This is a genomic window from Pseudarthrobacter scleromae, assembly GCF_014644515.1.
GTDB classification, from domain to species: domain Bacteria; phylum Actinomycetota; class Actinomycetes; order Actinomycetales; family Micrococcaceae; genus Arthrobacter; species Arthrobacter scleromae.
In genome coordinates this window covers 680,685-695,717 of record NZ_BMKV01000001.1, presented here as the reverse complement: position 1 = coordinate 695,717, position 15,033 = coordinate 680,685, and the positions used below count along the sequence as shown (strand labels likewise).

16 protein-coding genes are annotated in these 15,033 nt (G+C 64.6%); 7 read left to right on the top strand and 9 right to left on the bottom strand.

Annotation, left to right across the window (positions count from 1 at the left end; translation table 11 throughout):
• Positions 1–161 precede the first annotated feature (161 nt).
• Genes IEX33_RS03315 through IEX33_RS03305 form a run of 3 tightly spaced genes read right to left on the bottom strand, consistent with a single transcriptional unit; the run spans position 162 to position 2,675 of the window.
• A complete protein-coding gene (locus tag IEX33_RS03315; protein ID WP_188727627.1) occupies positions 162–1,457 on the bottom strand; it encodes a hypothetical protein in 1,296 nt (431 codons plus the stop codon).
• Positions 1,454–1,837, bottom strand: a complete 384-nt coding sequence (locus tag IEX33_RS03310; RefSeq protein WP_377089826.1) for a DivIVA domain-containing protein — start codon at positions 1,835–1,837, stop codon at positions 1,454–1,456. Before IEX33_RS03310 ends, IEX33_RS03315 begins: the two co-directional genes overlap by 4 nt.
• A 55-nt stretch (positions 1,838–1,892) precedes the next feature.
• Positions 1,893–2,675, bottom strand: a complete 783-nt coding sequence (locus tag IEX33_RS03305) for an LOG family protein (protein ID WP_104185063.1) — start codon at positions 2,673–2,675, stop codon at positions 1,893–1,895.
• 105 nt (positions 2,676–2,780) lie between these two features.
• On the opposite strand from IEX33_RS03305, the gene IEX33_RS03300 reads away from it, so the two are divergent.
• The 4 genes from IEX33_RS03300 (at position 2,781) to IEX33_RS03285 (ending at position 6,062) form a co-directional block, all read left to right on the top strand.
• Positions 2,781–3,536, top strand: coding sequence for an amino acid ABC transporter ATP-binding protein (locus tag IEX33_RS03300; RefSeq protein WP_188727622.1), 756 nt, complete (start codon positions 2,781–2,783; stop codon positions 3,534–3,536).
• 66 nt (positions 3,537–3,602) lie between these two features.
• Entirely contained in the window at positions 3,603–4,490 is an 888-nt protein-coding gene (locus IEX33_RS03295) for a glutamate ABC transporter substrate-binding protein (protein ID WP_104185065.1), read from the top strand.
• Between the two features lie 85 nt (positions 4,491–4,575).
• A complete protein-coding gene (locus IEX33_RS03290; RefSeq protein ID WP_104185066.1) occupies positions 4,576–5,226 on the top strand; it encodes an amino acid ABC transporter permease in 651 nt (216 codons plus the stop codon).
• A complete protein-coding gene (locus tag IEX33_RS03285) occupies positions 5,223–6,062 on the top strand; it encodes an amino acid ABC transporter permease (protein ID WP_104185067.1) in 840 nt (279 codons plus the stop codon). Before IEX33_RS03290 ends, IEX33_RS03285 begins: the two co-directional genes overlap by 4 nt.
• 58 nt (positions 6,063–6,120) lie before the next feature.
• Here the strand turns inward: IEX33_RS03285 and dapE are convergent, their stop codons facing one another.
• Positions 6,121–7,257, bottom strand: a complete 1,137-nt coding sequence (gene dapE, locus IEX33_RS03280) for a succinyl-diaminopimelate desuccinylase (RefSeq protein WP_188727620.1) — start codon at positions 7,255–7,257, stop codon at positions 6,121–6,123.
• 50 nt (positions 7,258–7,307) lie between these two features.
• Here dapE and dapD point away from each other — a divergent pair, with 50 nt between their 5' ends.
• Both dapD and IEX33_RS03270 read left to right on the top strand, forming a co-directional pair.
• Positions 7,308–8,330: a 2,3,4,5-tetrahydropyridine-2,6-dicarboxylate N-succinyltransferase gene (gene dapD / locus IEX33_RS03275; RefSeq protein WP_104185069.1), complete on the top strand. Its 1,023-nt coding sequence runs from the start codon at positions 7,308–7,310 to the stop codon at positions 8,328–8,330.
• 7 nt (positions 8,331–8,337) lie between these two features.
• Positions 8,338–9,195 carry a hypothetical protein gene (locus IEX33_RS03270; protein WP_188727618.1) on the top strand — a complete coding sequence of 286 codons (858 nt, stop codon included), beginning with the start codon at positions 8,338–8,340 and terminating at the stop codon, positions 9,193–9,195.
• 61 nt (positions 9,196–9,256) lie between these two features.
• Here IEX33_RS03270 and IEX33_RS03265 read toward each other — a convergent pair whose 3' ends face one another.
• Both IEX33_RS03265 and IEX33_RS03260 read right to left on the bottom strand, forming a co-directional pair.
• Complete coding sequence (locus tag IEX33_RS03265; RefSeq protein WP_188727616.1) at positions 9,257–9,868, bottom strand: hypothetical protein; 612 nt, start codon at positions 9,866–9,868, stop codon at positions 9,257–9,259.
• Positions 9,869–9,967: 99 nt separating this feature from the next.
• Positions 9,968–10,570, bottom strand: coding sequence for a TetR/AcrR family transcriptional regulator (locus IEX33_RS03260; RefSeq protein ID WP_188727614.1), 603 nt, complete (start codon positions 10,568–10,570; stop codon positions 9,968–9,970).
• A gap of 153 nt (positions 10,571–10,723) precedes the next feature.
• Between IEX33_RS03260 and galE the strand changes: the two genes are divergently transcribed.
• Entirely contained in the window at positions 10,724–11,737 is a 1,014-nt protein-coding gene (galE, locus tag IEX33_RS03255) for a UDP-glucose 4-epimerase GalE (protein WP_188727612.1), read from the top strand.
• Positions 11,738–11,893: 156 nt separating this feature from the next.
• On the opposite strand, the gene IEX33_RS03250 is transcribed toward galE, so the two are convergent.
• The 3 genes from IEX33_RS03250 to fdxA form a co-directional block, all read right to left on the bottom strand.
• The gene (locus IEX33_RS03250) at positions 11,894–13,180 is read right to left on the bottom strand and encodes a citrate synthase (protein ID WP_066277559.1); all 1,287 of its coding nucleotides are present in this window, start codon (positions 13,178–13,180) and stop codon (positions 11,894–11,896) included.
• A gap of 227 nt (positions 13,181–13,407) precedes the next feature.
• Complete coding sequence (gene dapC / locus IEX33_RS03245; RefSeq protein WP_188727610.1) at positions 13,408–14,556, bottom strand: succinyldiaminopimelate transaminase; 1,149 nt, start codon at positions 14,554–14,556, stop codon at positions 13,408–13,410.
• Positions 14,557–14,570: 14 nt separating this feature from the next.
• Positions 14,571–14,897, bottom strand: coding sequence for a ferredoxin (fdxA, locus tag IEX33_RS03240; protein WP_188727608.1), 327 nt, complete (start codon positions 14,895–14,897; stop codon positions 14,571–14,573).
• Between the last annotated feature and the right edge of the window lie 136 nt (positions 14,898–15,033).

Genomic DNA, 15,033 nt, shown 5'->3' with positions numbered 1-15,033 from the left:
CCGCGGCGGAGTGGTTGGACACCGCCCGGGCTGCGCGTATTCTGAATGCTTTTTGTCCTTGCTTACTTACTATTATCGCGGAATTACCCGCACGTAGCTAATCGATGGACATTTCCGGCGTCGTGGTATTTCAGCCCTGACCTGCGCGAAAGCCCCAAAGGCTAGGGTGGATAATCCCCGCCGCCGGGCAATTGCGCCCACGCCCACAACCACACGATCCAGACGATCTGCAGCAGCAGGAACATGAGGACCACCGTCCCCCGGTAAGCCCGCGACCTGGAGACCAGGGCAGCACCCAGTGCCAGCGGAAACAGCGGCAGCAGCATGCGGAAGGTACTGGTCTGCGGGTGCAGGAACACCACCAGGTACCCCATGTAGCAGGCGCACCACAGCCGGAGTTCGACGCCGATTTGCCGTACGGGGGGAAGGAAGAGCATGGCGGCGAAGAGGGCCACGAAAATGAAGGGCGCCAGCACCCCCAATACCGGTCCGAAAAGGTTGATGCCGGTGTCGAACCAGGGCTTGAACGGCACCAGGTCGTGGCCGCGCCAGGCTGTTTCGGTTTTTGTGTAGGCCTGGATGTCTCCGGTTGCCGCCCACGCCGCCGTGGGCCAGGCGAGCGCCATCGCGCCTCCGACGCCGGTCAGGACAGCAAGGGCCGCGAGGTCACGGGGTGAATGGGTTCCTTCCTGCGTCCCGGCACCCGATGTGACAGCACGGAATCTGGCATTACCGAACCGATCTTTGCCGAACCGCGCCCAGAGACGGTGCAGGAGGAGCAGCCCCAGCATGGCCGCAAAGGGAACGCCCACCGGACGGGACAGGCACAGGAGCACCACCACCGGAACGGCCCAGAGGTACTGTCTCCGGACCACCAGCAGCAACGCTGCCGCGAGGAGCAGCAGGGACAGGGGTTCGGCATACGGCACCTGCAGGACAGCAGCCACAGGGAAGGTAGCGAAGAAAACTACGCCCCAAAATGCCGGTGTGTGGGCAGCCTTGTGCCGGAACAGGACGTAGACAACCAGCGCCGCTCCCCAGCCCGCAAGCATGGCGATGAGGGTCAGGGCCGCCGCGGGGGCCATGCCGGTGAGTCCGCTGAGTCCTCCGGCCAACGCTGGAAACAAGGGATAGAAGGCCCACGTGTTTTCCTGGACGTTGCCTGCGGCATCCATCGGCAGCACGGAGGGGTAGCCCCCGGCAATCACCTGGGCGTACCAGCGCGCGTCCCAGATGTTGATGAAATTCCAGTAATCAGGCTTTGCCGGAAACCAGGGATTGGGACCCTGGTGGAGGGCAGCGGCCATGAAAATGCAGGCGCTGACAAGGCGGGCGGCCACATAGACGGCGGTGACCTGCAGCCACCACGGCCAGCCCCGGAGAACCGTTCCCGCCCGCCCGGCCACGCCTTGAAGCGACGGGAGCAGGCCTGAGCGGCGACGAGCCACTGTGCTCACAGCGTGTTCTTTCCAGCGGACGCGGTCCCGCCGGGTTCAGCAGTGCCGGCTTCCCGCAGGGCCCGCAACTCAGCCTGCAAGGCGTCAATCTCTTCCTGTTTGGAGGCGAACTGGTCCCGCAGCTCATCCAGGACCTGGTCCACCTGGTCCATCCTGTAGCCACGGAGGCCAAGGGAGAAGCGCACACGGTCCACATCCTCCGGCGCGGCCTGGGCGGGCAGCAGGACAGGGGGAAGGTTGGCAGGCGGCTGCTCGAAGCCGCCGTCGAGCAGGACAGGCAAAGGACCGTTGCCTGTCCTGCCGGAACGCAGGCCAAGGCCCACCCAGAAAACCGCCCCGACCAGCCCGATGGCCAGGAAAACCAGAAAGAAACTCACCATTCCATCGTGCCAGACCGGGTGGCTGCTGCCAGTCCGGACACCCGGGCGGGACCGGTTACTCCGGCCGCTGCTCTCCCTTGAAGGAGGGAGTAACGGCCCCGTGGAGCACGCGGTCCACGGCCTCGGCGGGATCGTCAACCACCTGGATCAGGTCCAGGTCCTTCTCGGAGACCATGCCCTCAGCCACGAGTGTGCCCCTGATCCACTCGATCATGGGACCCCAGAAGTCAACGCCGAGGAGGACGATCGGGAACGATGTCACCTTCCGCGTCTGGACCAGCACCATGGCCTCGAACAGCTCGTCGAGTGTTCCCAGCCCGCCAGGCAGGACGATGAAACCCTGGGCGTATTTGACGAACATGGTCTTGCGGGCGAAAAAATACCGGAAGTTGATGCCCAGGTCCACCCACTGGTTCAGGCCCTGCTCGAACGGCAGCTCGATCCCCAGGCCCACGGACACGCCGTTGCCTTCCACGGTGCCGCGGTTGGCAGCCTCCATGGATCCGGGACCGCCGCCGGTGATGACGGCAACGCCGGCCTCCGCCAGTTTCCGCCCCACCTCAACGCCCATCTCGTAGTAAGGGCTGCCGGGCTTGGTGCGTGCTGAACCGAAGACGCTCACGGCCTTGCCGATGTCCGCCAGGGCACCAAACCCTTCCACGAACTCGCTCTGGATGCGCAGGACCCGCCAGGGATCGGTGTGGACGAACTGCCCGGGGCCCTTGGTGTCGAGCAGATGCTGGTCCGACATCTCCACGGCCGCCTGTTTGCGGCGCAGCTCAAGGGGCCCCTTGCGGCGTGGCTGGGAATTTCTTGCCGGATCTGCACTGATGCTCATTCCCCTAGGCTAACCTGCCGGCGGGAGGTATCTCTTGAATCACGATCCGCAGGAAACATGGGGTGATTCGCGTCATAAGCCGGTGTTGTTCGCTAGATTCTTCCTATGACTACTCATGTGCCCGGCGATGCCCTCGTCTCCCTGAACGCCGTAAACAAGCATTACGGCCAGCTGCACGTACTGAAGGACATCAACCTCCAGGTCCGCAAGGGCGAGGTTGTTGTGGTCATCGGGCCTTCGGGCTCCGGTAAGTCCACCCTTTGCCGCGCCATCAACCGCCTGGAAACCATCGAGGGCGGGACCATCAGCATCGATGGAAAGGTCCTCCCCGAGGAAGGCAAGGAGCTGGCGCAGCTGCGTGCCGACGTCGGAATGGTCTTCCAGTCGTTCAACCTCTTCGCCCACAAAACCATCCTCGAAAACGTGACCCTGGGGCCCATTAAGGTCAAGAACGTCCCTAAGGCAACCGCGGACAAGGACGCAATGGCGCTCCTCGAACGCGTTGGCGTGGGCCACCAGGCCCCGAAGCTCCCGGCACAGCTGTCCGGCGGCCAGCAGCAGCGTGTCGCGATCGCCCGGGCGCTGGCCATGAAGCCCAAGGTCATGCTTTTCGACGAGCCCACCTCAGCACTCGACCCGGAAATGATCAATGAGGTGCTGGATGTCATGATCCAGCTGGCCAAGGAGGGCATGACCATGATCGTGGTCACCCACGAGATGGGCTTCGCCCGCAAGGCCGCGGACCGCGTCGTCTTCATGGCGGACGGCCAGATCGTTGAGGACGCCACCCCGGAGGAGTTCTTCACCAATCCCAAGAGCGACCGCGCCAAGGACTTCCTCTCCAAGCTCCTCACCCACTGATCCACCCGGACAAACATCCAAGTTCGCACCCAGGCCGTGACCCACGGCCGCAATGAAAGGAATGTCATGAAGGCATTTATGACCCGGCGGAAGTCATTCTTCGTGGCGGCTACCGCCGCCCTCGCCCTGTCCCTGAGCGCCTGCGGCGGAGGCGGCACCGACGCCGGGGGCGATCCCTCGGTTGCTGCAGAGCCCACGTTCGCTGCCGGAACCACGATGGAAAAGCTCGCCTCGGCCGGCACCATCAAGATCGGCACCAAGTTCGACCAGCCGCTCTTCGGCCAGGTGGGACTGGATGGTAAGCCCATCGGCTTCGATGTGGAGATCGGCAAGCTGATCGCGGCCAAGCTGGGCATCCCGGCCGACAAGATCGAATGGTCCGAGACCGTTTCGGCGAACCGCGAGCCCTTCATCGAGCAGGGCCGGGTTGACCTGGTCATCGCCACGTACACCATCAACGACAACCGCAAGCAGGTTGTCAGCTTCGCGGGCCCGTACTACGAGGCCGGCCAGGCGCTGATGGTCAACGCGGACAATGACACCATCAAGACTCCTGAGGACGTCAGGGGCAAGAAGGTATGCTCCGTGACGGGTTCGACGCCGGCAGCCACCATTGTGGAGCAGTACGGTGCAGAACTCGTTCCGGCGGCAACCTACTCGGCCTGCCTTGAGCCGCTGCGCAACAAGCAGGTGGAAGCCGTCACCACAGACAACGTGATCCTTGCCGGTTTTGTGGACAAGGAGCCGGAGGCTTTCAAGCTTGCTTCCGACGAGACGTTCACCAAGGAGCCTTACGGCATCGGCCTGAAGAAGGACGATACCGAGTTCCGCAACTGGATCAATGACCAGCTGGAGGCATTCGAGGAGGACGGTTCCTACGAGAAGGCCTGGGAAGCTACCGCAGGCGCAGTCATCAAGACTGCCCCCGAGCTGCCCGAGATTGACCGTTACTAAGAAACTCCCGTAGTTGCCGGGGCTGCTCCGCGGCCCCGGCAACCGCCGTCTTCGCTCCCGTCCGCGCCCACAGCCGAAGGATCCTATGGACGTCATACTTGAAAACCTCCCCCTGTACTGGGAAGGTTTTCTCCGCACACTTTTCCTGTCCGCCGTTTCCGGGGTCATCGCACTGGTACTCGGCACCCTGCTCGCGGCAGCCAGGGTCTCCCCGGTGGCAGCACTCCGCGGCTTCAGCATGGTTTACGTGGAAGTCCTGCGGAACACTCCGCTGACCATCGCGTTCTTCTTCGCCGCAATTGTCCTCCCCCGGCTCGGCGTGACATTCGAGCAGTTTGAGGTCGCTGCCATCATCGCCCTCAGCACCTACACCGCAGCGTTCATCGCCGAAGCTGTCCGCTCAGGTGTCAACAGCGTCCCGGTGGGCCAGGCCGAAGCCGCCCGCAGCATCGGCATGAACTTCGGGCAGGTCCTGAACCTCATCATCCTCCCGCAGGCCCTGCGGACAGTGGTTCCGCCGTTGATCAACATCCTGATCGCATTGGTCAAGAACTCCTCGGTGGCCGGCGCGTTTTTTGTCCTCGAACTGTTCGGCTACGGCCGCCAGCTCGCGAATGCCAACGGTGACGCCGTCATCGCCGTGTTGCTGGGCACTGCATTCTTCTATCTGCTCCTCACCGTTCCGCTGGGCATCCTGGCCAGCACGGTGGAACGAAAGGTGGCGATTGCCCGATGACCTCTGTCCTTTATGACGTTCCCGGCCCTAAAGCCCGGCGTATTTCCCTCATCGGATCCATCGTTGGTTCGCTGCTGATTCTGGGACTGCTGGCCTGGATCATCCTGACCCTTGCCCAGCAGGGCATCTTCGAAGGCCGCCGCTGGCAGATTTTCACCCGGGCCGACGTCTGGACGCTCCTGGCCAACGGCTTGGGGGCAACCCTCAGCGCGGCAGCCCTGGCGGCTGTGATCGCCTTCCCGCTGGGCCTGCTGCTCTGCCTGCTGCGCATTTCCGATGCGGCCTTTATCCGGATCCCCACCCGGGTGGTGCTGGAGTTCCTCCGCGGCATGCCGGTTGTCCTGATGATGCTGTTCGTCCTGCTGGGCTTTGGCACGTCGCCCTTCATTGCTGTTGTTACCGGCCTGGTGCTGTACAACTCGGCAGTGTTTGCCGAAATCATCCGCGCCGGCATCCAGTCGCTGCCCAAGGGGCAGCGTGAGGCCGGCCTTGCCATCGGCCTCACCAGTTTCAAGTCACGCATGCTGATCGAGCTTCCGCAGGCGGTCCGGCGCATGATGCCGTCCCTGGTGGCGCAGATGGTGGTGCTCCTCAAGGACACCTCGCTCGGCTACATCGTGGCGTACGGCGAGCTCCTGCGCGCCGTGCAGGTGATGGCTGACTTCCTGGGAACGCAGTTCCTGTTCCCGATCTTCTTCGTGGCGGCAGCCATCTACATCGCCATCAACATCCTCGTTTCGAGGATCGCGGTGTGGATCGAGCGGCGCGGATCCAAGAAGGCGGCCGGCGGTGTGGCCAAGGCCGAACCCGAAGCTGCCGAAGCAGCTGTTCCCTGATAGTCCTTCCTCAACGACGATGGCCCGGACCAACTGGTCCGGGCCATCGTTTTTTAGTTCAGGTTGCCAACCACTTCCGCAGCGCCGCCAGGCAGGTGCGGATGGCGTCTGCGTGCACGTGTTCGTTGTCCTTGTGTGCCAGCAAGGGATCACCCGGTCCGAAGTTCACCGCCGGGATGCCCAGTTCGCTGAAGCGGGCGACGTCGGTCCAGCCGTACTTCGGCTTGGGCTCGGCTCCGACTGCGGCAACGAAGGACGCGGCGGCCGGATGGTGCAGGCCGGGCCGGGCCCCGGCGGCAGCATCGGTGCGGACGACGTCGAAACCTGCCAGCAGGTCCCGAACGACGGCCTCGGCCTGGTCTGGGGTTTTGTCCGGGGCGAACCGATAGTTGATTTCCACCACGCACCGGTCCGGAATCACGTTGCCGGCCGTCCCGCCGTTGATCTTCACGGCATTGAGGCTCTCGCGGTACTCGAGTCCGTCCACGGTGATGGTCTGCGGTTCGTAGGCGGCCAGCCTGGCCAGGATCGGTGCCGCGGCGTGGATGGCGTTGCTGCCCATCCATGCACGGGCGGAGTGGGCTGCCTCCCCCACAGTGGTCACCTCAAACCTGCTGGTGCCGTTGCAGCCGCCTTCCACCGTGCCGTGCGTCGGTTCGAGCAGGATGGCGAAGTCGCCGTGGAGCAGGTGGCCGTGGTTGCGGACCAGGCGGCCCAGGCCGCTCTTGACGGCTTCCACTTCCTCGTGGTCGTAGAACACAAAGGTGACGTCCCGCTTTGGCGAGGCGCCGTCGTCGAACATTGTGGCCGCCAGGGCAAGCTGCACCGCAACGCCGCCCTTCATGTCGGTGGCGCCACGGCCGTACAGGATCCCCTCCCCCGGAACACCCGACTCCCAGCTGGAGGGAACGGTCCCTTTCGCATCACCTGCCAGGGGCAGCGGCACCGTGTCGAGGTGTCCTGCCAAAATGACGCGTTCGGGAAAGCCCAGTTCGGTGCGGGCGATGATCGAATCGCCGTCCCGGAGCACGCTCAGCTGGGGAACTGCCAACAGGGCCGCTTCAACGGCGTCCGCAAGTTCCTTTTCGTGGCCGGACACGCTGTTAATGTCCATAATGGCGGCGGTGAGGAGCGCAACATCCTGGCGGAGGTCGAGCTGCACGGTGGAAGGCTGGGGTGCGGTTTCGGCAGTCACGAAGCCAGTCTAGTTCGGCCCCTGTCCCCGCCCGTCGATAGACTGGGGCCATGACTGAGACTGCTTCTTCTGCCGTGCCCGAAACCTCGCATGCATCCACCGACCACCGCTCCGCCTACGGCTTCGGTGTGGCCACCGTTTCCACCGCTGACGCCAGCGTCCTGGATGTATGGTTTCCCGCTCCGGCGCTTGGTGTCGCCGCCGAAAACCTTCGTTCCGTCGAGAACGCGGATGCGTCGCTGACCAGCATCGCCGAGAATGGAGCGGACCAGGACCGCGGCACCGAGCAGAAGGTGGTTTTTGTCCAGATCCACCTCGATGAAGCCCCGGCCGACACCGCCGATGCCTACCTGCGCCTGCACCTCCTCTCGCACCGCCTGGTCCGGCCCAACACCATCAACCTTGACGGCATCTTCGGCAAGCTGCCCAACGTTGTGTGGACCAACTTCGGCCCCGCCGCAGTGGAAGGCTTTGAGCTCACCCGTGCGCGGCTGCGGCGCCGCGGTGCCGTGACCGTCTACGGCATCGACAAGTTCCCGCGCATGGTGGACTACGTTGTGCCTTCCGGAGTGAGGATTGCCGACGCCGACCGGGTGCGGCTGGGTGCGCACCTGGCCGAAGGAACCACCGTGATGCACGAAGGGTTCGTGAACTTCAACGCCGGCACCCTGGGTACGTCGATGGTGGAAGGCCGCATCTCAGCGGGCGTGGTGACCGGCGACGGCAGCGACGTTGGCGGCGGCGCCTCCATCATGGGCACGTTGTCCGGCGGCGGCAAGGAAAAGATCACCATCGGCGAGCGGGTGCTGCTGGGGGCGAACTCCGGCGTGGGCATCAGCATCGGTGACGACTCCGTGGTGGAGGCCGGCCTGTACGTCACGGCCGGAACCCGGGTCCGCGTGCCCGGGCCCAAGGACGAGGTGGGCGAGGACACCACAAAGATCGTTAAGGCTGCCGAACTGTCCGGTGTGCCCAACCTGCTGTTCCGCCGCAACTCCACCACGGGCGCAGTGGAGGTCCTCCCCCGCCAGGGCCAGACCGTGGAGCTGAACGACGCCCTCCACGCCAACTGATCATTCCATGGCACGAAGACGCGGACTGCGCCGCCTCACAGTACTGGTGCTGGCCCTGGCACTGGTGGCAGGCGGCGTTTACTCGGCCGTCTTTTTCCTGCAGCGCTCCGAAACGCTCGTTTCGGAGCGCTGCAGGGCCGTTATTGGCGAGCGAACCTCGGAACTTGCCCCGGACCAGGCCGTCAACGCTTCGCTGATCACCGCCGTGGCGGTGCAGCGGGGGCTTCCGCCGCGGGCTGCCAGCATCGCCCTCGCCACCGCCATGCAGGAGTCCAAACTCCGGAACATTGACCACGGGGACAAGGCCGGCCCGGACTCCCGCGGGCTGTTCCAGCAGCGCCCCTCCCAGGGATGGGGAACCGAAGCACAGATCATGGATCCCTACTACGCCGCCAACGCCTTCTACGACGCCCTGGTCAAGGTTCCAGGCTACGAGTCGCTGGAGATCACGGACGCGGCCCAGCGCGTCCAGCGCTCCGCCTACCCCACCGCCTATGCCCAGCACGAAGAGATGGGGCGAACCTTTGCTTCCGGGCTGACCGGCCAGACGCCCGAAGCCGTCCGGTGCACCCTCCGCGCGCCCGGCACCGGCGGTGATACCGCCGCGTTGTCAGCGGAACTCAGCCAGGCCTACGGGCCGCTGGGGACGGCTGTTGAGGGTGAAACGCTGGTGGTGGACGCTGGTGGCAGCCAGGCCTGGTCCGTGGCGCAATGGGCGGTTGCCAACGCCAAAGGCTTCGAGGTCACGCAGGTGGACGTCGCCGGCCGGAGCTGGAACCGGGAGGCCCGGGACGGATGGCAGGCCTCGGCGGCCACGGACGGACAGGTACGGATCACGGTGGCGGCGGAAGGGACCGGCAGCTGAACGGCTGCTGCAGAAATACTGCCCCCGTGGCTGCCGGCGGCCTGCTGGCGGGTGGAGGTCCCTAGACGAGGATCTCAACCACCGGCTGCACGTAACTGCGGAAGAGCTCAGGCTCGGCCATCAGCCGGTTGCTCATAATGATCTTGTCCGGCTCCAAGTACCAGGCCCGCTGCTCGTTCAACGGAAGCTCGATGATGGTCAGCTTGAAGTCACGGGAATCGCGGCCAACCTCCATCAGCCTGTCGTCCACCAAGTCCTCCAGCAGCTGGTCCGCGCCGCTGGCAGCCCGCTCCGCCTCAATTTCGGCGTATTCGCTCCTGCGCTCCCGGGCCCAGGTGAGGGCGGACCCGAAGTGGGCCTGAAGCACGCGCTGCAGGGCAGGAGAATTTCCAAAGGCTTCAAAGTCCGGCGGTGACAGCTCGGGAGACGTCTGGGGATGTGCCTTGAGCAGTTGCTCCCACCATGCCTCCCACTCTGTCTTGAGGGCACTCAGGCCGCCGACGTCCGCGGTCAAGTGTGAATGATCGGCGCTGCGTACCTTGGGCGCTGCGTGGGACAGCGCGGGGTGCCCTGCGCCGTCGAGCCCCGCAGTATCCCGGACGAACAGGGCTATCATCATTGGCCCCGACGTGTCCGCGGTGATTTGCCACCTGGTACCGCTTGTCTGATACATCCGACGTCCTTCCGTCGCGTGCCCTTGCCGGGAGGGGTGATCCGGTAGCGCCCCCGACTCCAAGTCTATTCCCCCTGATGCCCACGTTAGTGGCAGACATCACATCCCGTCGAGGTGCTGCTCCAGGACGTCCACGCACATTTCCCGGGTCATCCATCCGGGCTGCAGCAGGGCGTGCATGCACAGCCCGTCCAGGGTCGCGAGCAGCCGCTCGGCTTCCACCACCAGGCTGTCCTTCGGCTCGTCCTCGGGCCTTAGGGCGCTGATGACCCTGCCCACGATGACGGCCACCTCCCGGTGGCTACGGTCTGCCTCAGCGGCGAGGAACGGGCGGACTCTCGCGGCATTCCGGAACGCCATCCACGCACACACCTCAAGCGCCCGGGGCCCGTCCAGGGGCAGGAGCCCGCACAGGAGGGTTAATATGGCCGCGCGGTGCTCAGGGGTACCGGGGTCCGCCGCGTGCACGTCAGGCATGGATGCCTCCAGGCGGCGCACGATGCGGTCCACCACAGAGGCGAAGGCGAATGCCAGCAATTCCTCACTGCCCGCGAAATAGTGGCGGACAGAACCCACAGCCAGCCCGGCTTCGTCCGCCGTTTCCCTGAGGGAAGCCCGTTCCAGCCCGTCACCGGCGATGATGCGGAGAACTGCTTCAACAACGTCCTGGCGCCGGGCTTCGGCATCTACGATTTTTGGCACTCCTCCTATTTAGCACGGATGTGCTCCTTTGGACGGTCCGGCATGCCGCTCCGCCGCCGTGACCTGCTGCGCCCCACCGTGGCACAGGTGGGCGCTGCCCGGCATCCGGAACACGGCGGCGGCAGTCGCCGTCCTTGGGATAGCGTTAGAGGCATGAAAATTCTGGTCACCGGGGGCACCGGCTACATTGGTTCCCACACTGTTTTGTCCCTGCAGGAAGCCGGCCATGATGTGGTGGTCATCGACAACCTGGTCAATTCCAGCGAGGAATCGCTCCGGCGCGTTGCCGAGCTCAGCGGCAAGACCGCGGAGTTCCACCACGTCGACCTGGTGGATGAGGCCGCCGTGGAGCGTGTCTTCGCCGCCAGCCCCATTGACGCGGTGATCCACTTTGCCGGACTGAAAGCCGTTGGCGAATCCGTCCGTGAGCCGCTGAAGTATTACCACAACAACCTGGTGGGGACCCTGAACCTCATCCGGGTCATGGACCGCCACGACGTCCGGTCCATCGTCTTCAGTTCCTCGGCCACCGTCTACGGCGAGCACAACCCCATTCCCTATGTGGAGAAGATGGAGATCGGGGCCAACAACCCCTACGGCCGCACCAAGGAGCAGATCGAGGACATCCTCTCGGACCTGGGTGCCGCGGACACCCGCTGGCACATAGCGCTGCTGCGTTATTTCAACCCGGTGGGCGCCCACCCCTCCGGCCGGATCGGCGAGGACCCCCAGGGCATCCCCAACAACCTGGTTCCCTTCATCGCCCAGGTGGCCGTGGGCCGCCGCGAGAAGCTGATGGTCTTCGGCGGGGACTACGATACTCCGGACGGCACCTGCCTGCGCGACTACATCCACGTTGTGGACCTCGCCGAAGGCCATGTGGCCGCGCTGAACTACGTTGCGGACCGCACCGGCGTCTTCCGCTGGAACCTGGGCTCGGGCAAGGGCTCTTCCGTCCTGGAGGTGCTGCGGTCCTTCGAGAAGGCAGTCGGGCAGCCGATCCCCTACGAGATCACGGACCGCCGTGCCGGCGACCTACCTGCCTTCTGGGCTGACGCCACCTCCGCGCTGGCGGACCTCAGCTGGTCCACCACCAAAACCGTGGACCAGATGTGCGAGGACCACTGGCGCTGGCAGAAGAACAATCCGCAGGGCTACAGCTCCTGATCTCCCCCATCGGTTGCTCCGTAGTGGGAGTTTTGACTCCTCAAAACGACACGTACGGAGCAATGGATGGTGATTAACGACCGCCGGCCGCCCATCTCTCACGAGGTGGGCGGCCGGCGTCGTAATTTATCCGGTGGCTTGGGGGCCAGCGGGGATTTAGCGGACCGGGTAGTCCCGCTCCGGCTCGCCGATGTAGAGCTGGCGCGGGCGGCCGATCTTGGTGTTCGGGTCGCTGATCATTTCGCGCCACTGGGCGATCCAGCCGGGGAGGCGGCCGATGGCGAACAGTACCGTGAACATCTTCTCGGGGAAGCCCATGGCCTTGTAGATCAGGCCGGTGTAGAAGTCCACGTTCGGGTAGAGCTTGCGCTGGATGAAGTAGTCATCGTTGAGTGCCTTCTCTTCCAGGCGCAGGGCGATGTCCAGCAGTTCGTCGTTGCCGCCAAGCTTGCTGAGGATCTCGTGGGCCGTGGCCTTGACGATCTTCGCGCGCGGATCGTAGTTCTTGTAGACGCGGTGCCCGAAGCCCATGAGGCGGACGCCGTCTTCCTTGTTCTTCACCTTTTCCATGTAGTCCTCGGGCTTCGTGCCGTCGGCCTGGATCTGGCGGAGCATCTTGAGCACAGCCTCGTTGGCGCCACCGTGGGCGGGTCCGAAGAGCGCGTTGATGCCGGCGGACACCGACGCGAACAGGTTCGCGTTGGACGAGCCCACCAGGCGCACGGTGGACGTTGAACAGTTCTGTTCGTGGTCCGCGTGCAGGATCAGCAGCAGGTCCAGCGCTTTGGCAATGACCGGGTCCACCTCGTACTGCTCAGCCGGCAGGCCAAAGCTCAGGCGCATGAAGTTTTCCACGAGGTTGTGGGAGTTGTCCGGGTACAGCATGGGCTGGCCGATGGACTTCTTGTGCGCGTATGCCGCGATCACCGGCATCTTGGCCATCAGGCGGATGGTGGAAACTTCCACCTGCTCGGCGTTGAACGGATCCAGCGAGTCCTGGTAGAACGTGGACAGCGCGGACACTGCCGAGGACAGCACGGGCATGGGGTGCGCGTCCCTCGGGAAACCGCTGAAGAAGCCCTTGAGCTCTTCATGCAGCAGGGTGTGGCGGCGGATCTTCTGGTCGAACTCCTCCAGCTCCGTGGGGCTGGGCAGGTTGCCGTAGATCAAAAGGTAGGACACCTCGAGGAAGCTGGAGTGCTGGGCCAGCTGCTCGATGGGGTACCCGCGGTAGCGCAGGATGCCCGCATCGCCGTCGATGTAGGTGATCGCCGAGGTGGTTGCTGCCGTGTTCATGAAGCCGGGGTCGAAGGTGACTGCGCCCGTCTGCTTCAGCAGCTTGGAAACATCGTAGCCCTCGTTTCCTTCAACAACCTGGATGCGCGGCAGCTTGAGCTCGCCTCCTGCGTGGTGCAGGGTGGCCGCATTGTTGGTCTCAGTCATGGAGTCCCCTTCATGAGGCTTCTGGGCCTCTGTCGAAAGCTTGATCCAACATCAGGTGAGCCGCGCACGAAGCCTGAGAACACAGGTTCCAACACCCGGGCTGCCTTCTTGTAGAAAGCCACCATTGATAGTCACTTAAAAAGTACCGCCCCTTGGCGGGTGCCACTAATCCGAGACGGTCCGGAAGCCCCTAAAACCGGTCCGTTGTGGCGCGAGTCACAGTATTGTTACGGTGCCGCAACGAGCCGGGACACTGCTGCGTCGACACGCTCGTCCGTTCCGGTCAGCGCCACGCGGATATAACCGTTGCCCGCCTCGCCGTAGAAAACCCCGGGGCCCACCACAATGCCGCGGTCCGCCAGCCGGGCCACGGTGTCCCAGGTGCTTTCCCCGGCGGTGGACCACAGATACAGTCCGGCGTCGGAATCCTTGATCTCAAGTCCGAAGTCGAGCAGCGCCGGAACCAGCCGCTCACGCCGCCCCCGGTACAGGTCCTTCTGCGCCTCCACGTGGGCGTCGTCTCCGAGCGCCACGCGCATGGCCTCCTGCACCGGATAGGGCACGATCATACCCGCGTGCTTGCGGCTGTTCACCAGGTTGGGCATGAGGCCGGGGTCACCGGCCACGAATGCTGCCCGGTAGCCCGCCACGTTGGACTGCTTGCTCAGGGAGTAGACAGCCAGCAGGCCCTGATGGGATCCGCCGGCTACGCGCGGATCGAGGATGCTGGGAACGGCTTGGCCGCCTCGCTGGACATCCCAGTCGCCCCAGCCAAGTTCTGCGTAGCATTCGTCGGAGGCCACCACGGCACCCAGTTCCCTTGCCTGCTGCACCAGCGCCTTCAGGGATTCGACACCCCGGACGCTGCCGGTCGGGTTCCCCGGGGAATTAACCCAGATCAGCCGGACGCGCGCACGGGTGGCGTCATCCAGTTCGTCCAGATTGTCCGTTGCCACGGACGTTACGCCGGCAAGGGTGGCGCCGATGTCGTACGTGGGGTATGCAACCTTGGGGCGGACGACGACGTCTCCCGGCTTGAGTCCCAAGAGGAGCGGCAGCCAGGCCACCAGTTCCTTGGAGCCCACGGTGGGCATAACGTTGCGCGGATCCAGCCCAGCCACGCCGCGGCGCCGTTCAAACCACCCTGCGATGGCTTCACGCAGGGCCGGTGTGCCGTGCACCGTGGGGTATCCGGGGGCGTCCGCCGCGGCCTTGAGCGCGTCCTGGATCAGGGCCGGCGTAGGATCCACCGGGGTCCCAATGGAAAGATTGACGGCCCCGCCGGGGTGCTGCGCTGCCTTGGCGGCGTAAGGCGCCATGGCTTCCCACGGGTAGTCGGGCAGGTCCAGGCCGAACGTCCTCGCTGCTGCGGTCACGGTATCTTCCCGCGTCAGTGGTCTTGGTTCTGCGGCGGCAGTGCGGCGATCATCGGGTGGTCCTTGCCGGTGTTCCCGACCTTCGCTGCTCCGCCCGGCGAACCGAGGTCGTCGAAGAACTCGACATTGGCCTTGTAGTAGTCCGCCCATTCCTCCGGGGTGTCATCCTCGTAGTAAATGGCTTCAACAGGGCACACCGGTTCACAGGCACCGCAGTCCACGCACTCGTCCGGATGGATGTACAGCGAACGCTTACCCTCATAGATGCAGTCGACGGGGCATTCCTCAATACATGCCTTGTCCTTGACATCTACACACGGCTGCGCGATTACGTACGTCACGTCCCTGGCCTCTCCACGTTGGTTCCGGCAACCCGCCGGCACTTGCATCCGGCGCTGCGGCCGGACCCTTGACATCTGAGCCTATTATCTCCCAGCCCGTTCCCGCGAACCTAGCCGGACACCCTAGTATGAACTG

What these genes read in the sequence shown, in the direction of transcription:
- IEX33_RS03300 (WP_188727622.1), top strand. Translation starts at nt 2,781, where the DNA reads ATGACTACTCATGTGCCCGGCGATGCCCTCGTCTCCCTGAACGCCGTA.
- IEX33_RS03250 (WP_066277559.1), bottom strand. Translation starts at nt 13,180, where the DNA reads ATGACTGAGACCAACAATGCGGCCACCCTGCACCACGCAGGAGGCGAG.
- IEX33_RS03295 (WP_104185065.1), top strand. Translation starts at nt 3,603, where the DNA reads ATGAAGGCATTTATGACCCGGCGGAAGTCATTCTTCGTGGCGGCTACC.
- dapD (WP_104185069.1), top strand. Translation starts at nt 7,308, where the DNA reads ATGACTGAGACTGCTTCTTCTGCCGTGCCCGAAACCTCGCATGCATCC.
- IEX33_RS03285 (WP_104185067.1), top strand. Translation starts at nt 5,223, where the DNA reads ATGACCTCTGTCCTTTATGACGTTCCCGGCCCTAAAGCCCGGCGTATT.
- IEX33_RS03310 (WP_377089826.1), bottom strand. Translation starts at nt 1,837, where the DNA reads ATGGTGAGTTTCTTTCTGGTTTTCCTGGCCATCGGGCTGGTCGGGGCG.
- IEX33_RS03270 (WP_188727618.1), top strand. Translation starts at nt 8,338, where the DNA reads ATGGCACGAAGACGCGGACTGCGCCGCCTCACAGTACTGGTGCTGGCC.
- galE (WP_188727612.1), top strand. Translation starts at nt 10,724, where the DNA reads ATGAAAATTCTGGTCACCGGGGGCACCGGCTACATTGGTTCCCACACT.
- IEX33_RS03265 (WP_188727616.1), bottom strand. Translation starts at nt 9,868, where the DNA reads ATGTATCAGACAAGCGGTACCAGGTGGCAAATCACCGCGGACACGTCG.
- IEX33_RS03305 (WP_104185063.1), bottom strand. Translation starts at nt 2,675, where the DNA reads ATGAGCATCAGTGCAGATCCGGCAAGAAATTCCCAGCCACGCCGCAAG.
- IEX33_RS03290 (WP_104185066.1), top strand. Translation starts at nt 4,576, where the DNA reads ATGGACGTCATACTTGAAAACCTCCCCCTGTACTGGGAAGGTTTTCTC.